We start from the raw sequence: 11,064 nt of genomic DNA, 5'->3' as shown, positions 1-11,064 counted from the left end.
TATACTTATATTTTTTGGAACACATAGCCTTACCTTATTTATTTTCCACGAGAAAATCCTATATTTATGCCATGTTCTTTTACCCAGGAATATTGAAAATGCAAGTGCATTCATTATAGCAATAATCTTAGCATATATTTGGCAGAAATTAATGGATTCTATAGTAAATAAATTTACTACAAGAAAAAAAACAACATTCCAAAAAGCGAATTAAAATAAATTAAAGCATTTTTAAAGTATTAACTTCGAGGTCTGTGAGAATTCTCCAGTAACCTCGTTTTAATGCTTTTTTAGTTAATCCAGCAAACATAACTCTGTCTAATTTTTCCACTTCATACCCCAATCTTTCGAACATTCTTCGTATTATACGATTCCAACCTATATGAATTTCAACACCTACTTCATTTTTAGGAGAACCTTCAATATATGATATTTTATCAACCTTGGCAATTCCTTCTTCGAAACGTAATCCTTCCAATAATTTTCCAAAATCCTCAATGGACACTTTTTTATTTAGCGTAACATGATAAATCTTTTTAACTTCATGAGAAGGATGAGTTAATTTTTTAGTAAGATCTCCATCATTAGTTAATAATAGTACACCTGTAGTTTGCCTGTCCAAACGACCAACGGGGTATAAACGGTAAGGAGATGCATTTGCAACAAGGTCTAATACTGTTTTTCGCGCTTTTTCATCCTTGGTTGTTGAAATATAGCCTTTAGGTTTATTTAACAATACATATACATTTTTTTCAGGGCGAATATATCTTCCGTCAAAAAATACTTCATCTCCCGGTTTTACTTTGTATCCGAATTCCGTAATAATTTTGCCGTTGACTTCGACTACCCCGTTTTGAATGAATATATCTGCTTCTCTTCTGCTGCAAACCCCTGAATTAGCTATATACTTGTTAAGTCTTGTACCATCACTTTGCTTTGGCGTTTTAGGAGTTCTTTTACGAAATGGTGTAGAGGAAGAAGTAAATTTTTTTCTGTCTTCAAATTTATCTTTGCTTTTTTGCTTGTTTTCTCTTCTGTCATTGGTTTTGAAATAATCTTTTTTATGAGATTTTTCATTTCTTCCCGATCCTTTTCTTTCGTATGATTTATTATTTTTCATTTATTGCAAATCTAATTTTGATAAAAATTTAAAAAAATGAATGTATTATAATGAAATATTAATTGCTGCTTTGCCTTATATAATACAGACTTTCTAAAAGTGCAAAGTTAAGGGATTCCCGTCAATAAATAATAGGGAAATAGTACCTAAAAAAATCCAAAACTTAATCATAAAAATTAGTATTTGCATATATTCCGATTTAGTTATCCAAATACTTATAATTGAACCCAAACTTAATAAAGCAGTTAGTAAATAATATAAACGAATTTCATAGAGATGCGGCTCAAAAGTTAAATGAATTGAAATAAATATGAGTATACAAATAAGAATATTTAAAATAATTTTAGTAGGAATAATCCCTAATGTATTAGGAAGGGTATTGTAATTAAATAAATCATCATATTTGAATGAAAGAAGGTCTTTACAGATATCTTTTATGAGAACCATGATAAATAGAAATTCTGAAAGGTATATTATATAAGATGAAAAATTTTCATAATATAAAAATAGCGCTAAAAATGGAAAAAGTAGTAATGCTGAATTAGTTAAGTTGTTAATAAATACAATACGGCTGAGCTTATGGCTATAAAACCATATAATGAATTGATATACTAAGAAAAAAATAAAAATACGATAAGAAAGTAAGGCAGCAATTGTTAAAGATATACTATTGAAAAAGATGTAAAATCTTAATGCAATCCCGTTGCTAATGAAGCGTTGTATTATAGAGGAAATAGGTCGGTAAACCATATCTTTTTCCTGATCATAAAAAAAATTAATAATATAACCGGCCATGGCACTTAATGAGGAAGATAAGATAATACCATGAAGTTTTATATTTTTAAAATTTTCAATTATATCTTTTTCGTCACCAAATAAAAAAATGGCAGAAACATACATGGCAAGAATTAACATAATTACGTTAAAAATTCTAACTCTTACCAAAAAAGAGAGATTAATTAATAATATTTTTTTTCCTGAAAGGTACATCCGCCAAGGATTTTAGGCAGGTAAAAATACAAAAAAATGGAAGCTATTTGTAATTAAAAACGATATACCACCTCTTTTTTGTAATTTTTTAACATTTTTTCTGTAGCATCATAGTCTTGAGTAAAACCTAATATATATCCTCCTCCTCCGGAACCACAAAGTTTTAAATAATAGGTATTAGTATCAATTCCCTTTTTCCATATTTTTAAAAATTTTCTAGGAATCATAGGAGTGAAATGATTCAAAGCCCAAAGAGAAAGGTGTTTTAAATTTTGAAAAAAAGACCCCATATCCTTATTCAAAAAGGAATCGATGCAATCATTATTATATTTAATAAATTCTTCTTTTAATGTTTTCCTGAAGCCTTCATTTTTAAGTTTTTCAAAGAAAATCTGAACCATAGGTTCGGTTTCACCCGGCATGCCGGAATTAATTAAAAAAACAGCCCCTTTACCGTCTTTACTCTCTGCTAATCCAATCTTATCAACTTCTGCATTTGGCTGTATTAATAAAGGAATATTCATGTAACAGATGAGTGGATCAATCCCAGAGCTCTTTCCGTGAAAAAAAGATTCCATTTGTCCAAAAACAGTTTTTAAATCTTTTAAATCTGTTTTTAAGATGGTAGCGGGTAGAATTTTAGTTCCTGAATATTTATCGAAGATAGCCGCTACAAGTGCTCCTGAACTTCCTACTCCATACCCTTGCGGTATATTTGAATCAAAGAACATCCCTTTTTCAATGTCCTTTTCTAACTGTGAAATGTTAATTGTAAATTTTTTAGGGAAGTGTAATGTTTTCAAAAATTCAGCAAATCTATGCAATGATTTATTCGATTCCAGTTCAACATTATTGAGTTCTGTTGAAAACTGTAAAGTTCCTTTGTAGGCGTTATAAGGTAAGGTTAACCCTCTTGAATTTTCTATAATTCCATACTCTCCGAAGAGTAATATTTTTGCATAAAATAAAGGATGCTTCATATTTTAATATTCCACAAAAAACTGTACAAAGGTACGTATTATATTGATTTTATAATTGATTTTTTTGATATTATTTTTTTAAGCAATTGTTATTCAGTCAATTGTTAAAAATGTAAGAGAATTATTATTTAGTTAGTTTATAAATATATCATTAACAATAAACTATTTCCGTAGGGGCTAGTGATTTTTTCAATAATAAATTATTGAAATATTAGATTATAATTATATTCTAAAAATATTTATATGGGAAATATATGAATCAAATATGTACTAGTATAATTTAATCAATCAATAAAATAATTAATGATTTCACTTTTTTAGGATTAAAGACAGAATTATATTACTAAGTAGATTTATAAATGTGTATACTGAAATAACTTACGAAGAAGTTGATAAGATAATAATCATTACAAATATCTTAAGGAAGAATTGTAATAAAAATAAAAAGTCAGGATATCCTGACTTTTTATTTTATTATTAGCTGAGATTCTTACATCATTCCTGGCATTCCTCCGCCCATTGGAGGCATTGCTGGCTCATCTTTTTTAATATCGGTGATTACACATTCTGTTGTTAATAACATTCCTGCAACAGAGGCAGCATTTTCAAGAGCTACACGTGTTACTTTGGTTGGGTCGATAATTCCGGCGCTGAACATATTTTCGTATTGTTCTGATTTTGCATTATATCCGAAATCATCCTTACCTTCTTTAACTTTATTTACAACAACAGAGCCTTCTCCACCTGCATTGGCTACAATTTGACGAAGAGGTTCTTCAATAGCTCTTCTTACTATTTTAATACCTGTTTCTTCATCTTGATTGATACCTTTCAATGATTCTATTCCGTTAATTGCACGAACTAGAGCTACCCCACCACCGGCAACAAAACCTTCTTCTACAGCAGCACGAGTTGCATGTAAAGCATCATCAACGCGATCTTTTTTCTCTTTCATTTCAACTTCAGAAGCAGCACCTACATATAATACAGCCACTCCACCTGCTAATTTGGCAAGTCTTTCTTGAAGTTTTTCTTTATCGTAATCTGAAGTGGTATTTTCAATTTGAGCTTTAATTTGAGCAACTCTTTGTTTGATATTTTCATCACTTCCTGCACCGTTAACAATAGTAGTGTTATCTTTATCGATAGATACTTTTTCAGCAGTACCTAACATTTCTAATGTAGCACCTTCTAAAGTTAATCCAGCTTCTTCTGAAATTACTGTACCTCCCGTTAATATTGCTATATCTTCCAACATTGCTTTTCTTCTATCTCCAAAACCAGGAGCTTTAACAGCAGCAATTTTTAAAGATCCTCTTAATTTATTTACAACTAAAGTAGCTAATGCTTCACCGTCTACTTCTTCAGAAATAATAAGTAATGACTTACCATGTTGAGCAACTGGTTCCAAAACTGGAAGTAGGTCTTTCATGCTGGAGATTTTTTTATCGCATAATAAAATATATGGACTTTCCAGCTCGGTAATCATTTTGTCTGTATTAGTTACAAAATAAGGAGATTGGTATCCTCTGTCAAACTGCATACCTTCCACTACGTCAACGTAAGTATCAGTACCTTTAGCTTCTTCAACCGTAATAACACCTTCTTTACCTACTTTACCAAATGCTTCAGCAATTAAAGCTCCGATTGTGTCGTCGTTGTTTGCTGAAATAGAAGCCACTTGTTTAATTTTTTCTGAATCAGAACCAACTTCTTGAGATTGTTTTTTCAATTCTTCAACAACAGAAGCCACTGCTTTGTCAATACCTCTTTTTAAATCCATAGGGTTTGCACCGGCAGCCACATTTTTTAGACCTTCTCTTACGATAGCTTGAGCTAATACAGTCGCTGTAGTAGTACCATCACCAGCTACGTCATTGGTTTTAGATGCTACTTCTTTAACCATTTGAGCACCCAAGTTTTCAATAGGTTCTTCTAACTCAATTTCTTTAGCTACTGTAACCCCGTCTTTTGTTACATGAGGAGCACCGAAAGATTTTTGAATAACAACATTCCTTCCTTTAGGTCCTAAAGTAACTTTAACCGCGTCAGCTAAAGCATCAACCCCTTTCTTTAGAGCATCTCTAGATTCAATATTAAATTTTATATCTTTTGCCATTTTATTAATTTTAAGAATTTTGTAATTGGTTTATTTAAACGATTGCTAAAATATCAGATTCTCTCATTATAAGATAATCTTTTCCATTAAGTTTTAGTTCCGTACCGGAATATTTGCCATATAAAACTTTATCACCAATTTTAACTGTTAACGGTTCATCTTTTTTTCCAGCTCCTACTGCAACTACAACTCCTTCTTGAGGTTTTTCTTTAGCACTATCAGGGATGATAATTCCTGATGCGGTTTTCGTTTCAGCAGCTGCCGGTTCTACAACTACGCGGTCAGCTAATGGTTTAATTGATAATTCTGACATATCTATTTTGATTTAATTTTATTATTATTTTTTTACTAATTGATAATAGTCTTTTTTCTAAAAATATGCCAAATAAAAGTTTTATGACAAAAAGAAAGTAAAAGCGTCAATGTGTCAGATTCTTAGAATAAGCCTTTTTGCGAAATAAGGTCATTTTTATATAAGGATTTGTAATTAAATTGATTAAATTAAAATTAGGATAGTTTTCCATTATTCATAAAAAAACCTTTGAACTTAATTTAATAAGAATATCAAAGGTTTCATATTGTAGAAATACTTATTGAATGATTATACTATTTTATTCTTTATTTTTTTTACACTAAAAGCTAAACTAATATAATAGATACCTAAAAACAACATAGATACACTAACCCAAATTAATAAAGCAGCTAAACCGATAGGCGGAAACATTACAATAATAAATGATAGTATGACTTCTAATATTCCTAAGGCTAATAGCCATCCCCAATTACTTATTCCAAGGTTTTTAATATCAAAAGAGTGCCCTATTAAGCTAACTCCTTTAAACATTAACCAAAATCCAATGAAAAAAGATAAAATACCCATTTGAGTAAAAATATTTGAGGAAATTAGGATAATTCCTACTAATAAATCTAGGATTCCTCCGGCCAAATACCATCCCCAATTATCGGTATGAGTATTACTTAACGAAAAAACGATTTCGAATAGCCCGAAAACCAGAAATGAAACAGAGAAAAATGTTGTTAAAAAAATTAGTGATGGTGTGGGAGACGCCATTACTATAATTCCAGCTAAAATGAACAATATGCCTAAAAGAAGCATAATCCACCAATTTTTTATAAATGATTTCATGTATATGTATAAATTTTATGAATATTTAGATAAGATAATTTCAAAAATAATGCCATTAAATAGATCTATTTTAATGAGATAAATACATGATAAGTGTAAATATAATAAGTGGGGATATTAATTTTTTAATTTTTTATTTAGGTATTATTATTGTAGATTGTCCAATAAAAATGAAAGTAATTGTAAGTTGAAAAATAAATCAGACCTTTTACAACTCCTAGAGGAAGCAAAAAATTCAAAACAACAAGCTCAAAGTAAAATAGTTAATCTTTATTGGGGAGATATTAAATCATATATTTTTTCTATAGTTAAAGATGAAAATTATTCAGAAGAATTAACTATTGAAACTTTCACTAAGGTGCTGAATAAGTTAAATCTTTATAATGCTGATTTTGATTTTAAGACCTGGGTTACATCAATTGCACATAATACAGCGATAGATTTTTTAAGAAAAAAAAATAAGGACAAAAATAAATTTTCAAACGAAGAATATCATCATTTAAGTGATTGGGAGCCTTCTCCCGAGCAATTATTTATTGATAAGCAAAATCTGGAAGCTTTTGAAAAAAGATTAGACAAACTCCCTGAAAATTATCGAAAATTAATTTATTCTCGTTATGTTGAAGGAAAAAAATTAAAAGTTATAGTGCAAGAAACAGGCTTGTCTCTAGCTAATGTCAAAGTAAGTTTAATGAGGGCAAAGAAACTCTTGTCATAATTGGAAAATAATTTTTTATCGAATAAATACTAAATTATTTTCTGTAGATAATTTGTCAGAAAATTCGTAATCGTCTCCATTATAAGTTTTTATGTCTTCAATATTATTGATGGAATTTTCAGCACACCAACGAGTCATCTTTCCTCGAGCTTTTTTAAAATACATCATAATGCTTTTTAAAGAACCGTTTTTATAATCTTTGAATTCAATATCGGTTACCCTACCTTTTAACTTATTGCGGTTGAAAACTGAAAAATATTCTTTACTGGCAAGATTTAAAATAGGCTCATCATTTGTAAGTAAAGTGTTTAGATACAATGTTAGAATTTCTCGCCAAAATCCGTATAAATCTATAGCTTGTTCTGTTTTAAGTTTTTTTCCCATTTCCAGTCGATAGAGCATAATGTCATCCGAAGGATGAAGTAAGCCATAGAGGCCTGAAATAATTAAAAGATTATTTTGTAAATAAGTTAAAGATGAATTTGATAAGGATTCTGCGTCTAATCCTCTGTAAACTTCACCTTTAAAAGCAAAAATAGCCTGTATACATTCCGCTTTCGATGGATTGGGATTCCACTCTTGAATTCTTTCCCAATTTTCTCTAGATAATTTGGGAGAAATGTTAAGCAAGCTTTCTAATTCAGAAGGAGAATATTCTTTTAATACAAATTGCAATTTTTTAGCATAATCAATTAATTCAGGCTGAGTATGCATACTCCAATATGAATGCGTTTGCAAACTCATTATTTTTGCAGGGGATAGAAGTATCTTCATCTAAAATTTATTAGTTGTCTATAATGCTAAATTATTAAATAAACATTGAATTTTAATAAATAATTTCAAATAAATTATAAGTAATGGTATGATTTTTATAAGTTATATAAAAAAATGATAGAAAATAGTAATAGAAAAGGTTAGGATTTATTCCTAACCTTTTTCATATGATTTATAAAGTAAATTTAAATTTCAAAATCTGAATTTACACCTAATTTCTTTGCTACGATCTTGTTTATTTTATTCTTTAAATGAGGAATGAAAACCGTTTCCATTACATCAGCACAGAATGCAAACATAAGTAAAGCTTTAGCTTCCTTTTCATGAATACCTCTTTGTTTCATATAGAATAAAGCATCGTTATCTAGCTGTCCTACTGTACAGCCGTGTGAACATTTCACGTCATCGGCAAATATCTCCAATTGAGGTTTGGTATCAATACTTGATTTTTCAGAAAGTAAAATATTGTTATTTTGTTGAAAGGCATTGGTTTTCTGAGCGATCTTATTTACTTTTATTTTACCGTTAAATATTCCATGACTGGAATTTTGGTAAATCCCTCTATATAATTCATGACTTTCACAGTTTGGCTGATTGTGTTTAACCAATGTATGATTTCCTACTTCTTGTCCTTCTCCTATGATAGTTATTCCTTTTAGAGTGGAATTAATATTTTCTCCTTTATGGTCAAAAGATAATTCATTGCGAACGGTCTTACCTCCAAACGAGAATGTATGAATTAGAGCCGTGCTATCTGCTTCTTGTTCTATAAAGGTAGAATCAATAAGGTAAGAGGTAGGTACATCATCTTGTATTTTATAAAGTCGGAAATCTGCATTTTTTCCTACAAATATTTCAGTAACAATATTGCTGAAAAAATCGAATTCTGAAAGCGAATAAATTTTTTCAGAGATTTGTATTTTCGATTGATCTTCAATGATAATCAAATTTCGCAGATTTCGAATAGCTTTTTGATCTTGTTCTGAATTTATATAAATTAATTCAATTAATTCTTCTTCTATTGTTTGCTTTGGAACATAAATAAAAATGCCTTCTTGATAAGAAGCCATATTTAATGTGTTAAAATAATGTTCTTTATCAGAGATTGAATTTACCTTTGAAAGTAAAATAGATTGATATTTTTCACTTTTTAGAGCTTCCGAAAAAGAAAGAGTTACCCATTTTTCTTGCGGATAATTGGAATATTTAGAAGAAATGATGCCGTCAATCAAAACAATTTTATAGGTATTAGATTCGTTTCCTACAATATCATTAATAATTTCTTGAGAGACAAAATTTACTTTAGCTGAATTAAAGGATTCAGGATCAAAATCTGATATTCTAGTGAACTTCCAATCTTCGTTTTTTTTCGTAGGGTAACTTATTTTTTCTAAAGTAGATTGTGCCTGTATTGAAATTTTTTCTAATTCAGTATTTTGTGGAATATTCATTTTAATAATTTAATTTAAGAGGATTTGCTAATTGATCTTTACTTGAAGTTTATAACCAATCGTATCCTTTATCTTCTAATTCCAAAGCGAGTTCTTTAGTTCCCGATTTTATTATTTTTCCGTCCATCAATACATGTACGTAATCCGGTACAATGTGATCTAGTAAGCGTTGGTAGTGAGTAATTACTAAGATCGCATTATCTTTGTTTTTTATTTTGTTTACACCATGAGATACAATACGCAATGCATCTATATCTAGCCCTGAATCGGTTTCATCCAAAATGGCTAATTTAGGTTCTAACATGGCCATTTGAAAAATTTCATTTCTTTTCTTTTCTCCTCCTGAAAAGCCTTCATTAAGTGAACGGGAAAGAAAATCTTTTCGTATTTCCAACATTTCTGATTTTTCTTTTACTTTTTGTAAAAATTCATGTGCGGAAATGTCATTCTGCCCATTAGCTTTTCTATTGGCATTGATAGCTGCTTTTAAAAAATTAGAAACGCTTACACCTGGAATTTCAACTGGGTATTGAAAAGACATAAATACTCCGGCATTTGCTCTTTCTTCCGCAGCGAGGTCTAATAAATTTTTTCCTTCTAAAAATATAGATCCTTCAGTAACTTCATAATCTTCTCTTCCGGAAATTACATTTGAAAGCGTACTTTTTCCACCTCCATTGGGCCCCATAATTGCATGGACTTCTCCTTTCTTAATTTCAAGGTTTATACCTTTCAATATTTCTTTATCTCCAATACTTGCGTGCAAATTTTTTATTGATAGCATTTTTATCGTATATTATCTTAAACTTATTTAAAAACAAATATACTATCTTTATAACAGCTTTAAAAAATAGGTTATAGATTTTATTGATTTTAAAATTGATCAACACAATTTAAATAAATATTTGTCAGAAACTTAAAAGAATAAAAAAATAAAATTTTCAATTATGTGTTTTTATAATTATTTGTATATAAATTAGTTAAAAATAAAATTTTAATATAAATAATCCACTACAAATTAGTAATTTAAAAGAATAGGATTTATTTAATGGTAGGGCTATTAATTACATGCCTTATTATTACCGATTAGCATAAACTAATAAATTTATTATGAAAATTAATGGTCTTTATCATCAATATCCAATTTTTTACAAATAATTTTCTTAATTACTAAAGGAGTCCATTTTAAAAGTTGTTCTATTCCTTCTAAGATCTCACCGGTGTATGCACCCGTTATCATACAGATGACAAGTATGGTATTATTGGATTCTTCACTAAATTCCTCCAATAACATTCCTATAACAATTCCAATAATAGTTGAAATAGGAATTTTAAGAAATAGTCTGCCTATAGATATTCCTTTATAAATAGAACGAGCAACCATGCTAATCACAGTTACCAAAATAATGTTACCATAATGGTTGATGAAATCGAATAGTGTTTTATTAATATCATTTAAATAATTAATCATATTGGTTTTTATAGGTTTTTTGTTTTCTATTTTATATTTATTGTGACATTTTAAATAGTATTTTAAGATTTTTTTGGATATATTGAACTCTTATAGTAAGATTTATTAGTAATAATTCTATTGATGAATTCATGAGGGAACAAGATGAAATTTTAGTTATCAGTACTTTATAGCAAAAATGTGAATTAATTTATAGAATAGGCCAGATGTAAAGATAAGACAATACCTATAATTTATCTTATTTTTATGCGTATGATAGTATTGCATTCTTTTTCAAAATGATATTCCGGTCTT

12 protein-coding genes are annotated in these 11,064 nt (G+C 29.0%); 2 read left to right on the top strand and 10 right to left on the bottom strand.

Annotated elements, in window-relative coordinates; translation table 11 throughout:
• The coding region (locus tag M3Z80_RS07445) for a hypothetical protein (protein WP_293918913.1) at nucleotides 1–214 on the top strand (214 nt) is incomplete at its 5' end.
• 6 nt (nucleotides 215–220) lie between these two features.
• On the opposite strand, the gene M3Z80_RS07440 is transcribed toward M3Z80_RS07445, so the two are convergent.
• From M3Z80_RS07440 to M3Z80_RS07415, 6 genes are all read right to left on the bottom strand, one after another.
• Nucleotides 221–1,120, bottom strand: a complete 900-nt coding sequence (locus M3Z80_RS07440) for a pseudouridine synthase (RefSeq protein WP_293918912.1) — start codon at nucleotides 1,118–1,120, stop codon at nucleotides 221–223.
• Nucleotides 1,121–1,213: 93 nt separating this feature from the next.
• Nucleotides 1,214–2,110: a UbiA family prenyltransferase gene (locus M3Z80_RS07435; protein WP_293918911.1), complete on the bottom strand. Its 897-nt coding sequence runs from the start codon at nucleotides 2,108–2,110 to the stop codon at nucleotides 1,214–1,216.
• A 53-nt stretch (nucleotides 2,111–2,163) separates the two neighbouring features.
• Entirely contained in the window at nucleotides 2,164–3,090 is a 927-nt protein-coding gene (locus M3Z80_RS07430) for a mevalonate kinase family protein (RefSeq protein ID WP_293918910.1), read from the bottom strand.
• A 490-nt stretch (nucleotides 3,091–3,580) separates the two neighbouring features.
• Nucleotides 3,581–5,209 (bottom strand): chaperonin GroEL, encoded by a 1,629-nt coding sequence (groL, locus tag M3Z80_RS07425; RefSeq protein WP_293918909.1) that lies wholly within the window; start codon nucleotides 5,207–5,209, stop codon nucleotides 3,581–3,583.
• 34 nt (nucleotides 5,210–5,243) lie between these two features.
• Nucleotides 5,244–5,522, bottom strand: coding sequence for a co-chaperone GroES (locus M3Z80_RS07420; RefSeq protein WP_293918908.1), 279 nt, complete (start codon nucleotides 5,520–5,522; stop codon nucleotides 5,244–5,246).
• Between the two features lie 288 nt (nucleotides 5,523–5,810).
• Entirely contained in the window at nucleotides 5,811–6,356 is a 546-nt protein-coding gene (locus M3Z80_RS07415; RefSeq protein ID WP_293918907.1) for an HdeD family acid-resistance protein, read from the bottom strand.
• A gap of 187 nt (nucleotides 6,357–6,543) precedes the next feature.
• Between M3Z80_RS07415 and M3Z80_RS07410 the strand changes: the two genes are divergently transcribed.
• Nucleotides 6,544–7,074, top strand: coding sequence for an RNA polymerase sigma factor (locus M3Z80_RS07410; RefSeq protein ID WP_293918906.1), 531 nt, complete (start codon nucleotides 6,544–6,546; stop codon nucleotides 7,072–7,074).
• Nucleotides 7,075–7,089: 15 nt separating this feature from the next.
• On the opposite strand, the gene yaaA is transcribed toward M3Z80_RS07410, so the two are convergent.
• The 4 genes from yaaA to M3Z80_RS07390 form a co-directional block, all read right to left on the bottom strand.
• Entirely contained in the window at nucleotides 7,090–7,848 is a 759-nt protein-coding gene (gene yaaA, locus M3Z80_RS07405) for a peroxide stress protein YaaA (RefSeq protein WP_293918905.1), read from the bottom strand.
• A 185-nt stretch (nucleotides 7,849–8,033) separates the two neighbouring features.
• On the bottom strand, nucleotides 8,034–9,299 hold the full coding sequence (gene sufD, locus M3Z80_RS07400) for a Fe-S cluster assembly protein SufD (protein WP_293918904.1): 1,266 nt from the start codon (nucleotides 9,297–9,299) through the stop codon (nucleotides 8,034–8,036).
• Nucleotides 9,300–9,348: 49 nt separating this feature from the next.
• The gene (gene sufC, locus M3Z80_RS07395) at nucleotides 9,349–10,083 is read right to left on the bottom strand and encodes a Fe-S cluster assembly ATPase SufC (RefSeq protein ID WP_293918903.1); all 735 of its coding nucleotides are present in this window, start codon (nucleotides 10,081–10,083) and stop codon (nucleotides 9,349–9,351) included.
• 333 nt (nucleotides 10,084–10,416) lie between these two features.
• Nucleotides 10,417–10,770: a hypothetical protein gene (locus tag M3Z80_RS07390; RefSeq protein ID WP_293918902.1), complete on the bottom strand. Its 354-nt coding sequence runs from the start codon at nucleotides 10,768–10,770 to the stop codon at nucleotides 10,417–10,419.
• Nucleotides 10,771–11,064 lie beyond the last annotated feature (294 nt).

Source organism: Apibacter sp. (assembly GCF_025291155.1).
GTDB lineage: Bacteria > Bacteroidota > Bacteroidia > Flavobacteriales > Weeksellaceae > Apibacter.
This window is presented reverse-complemented; position numbering and strand designations above follow the sequence as displayed.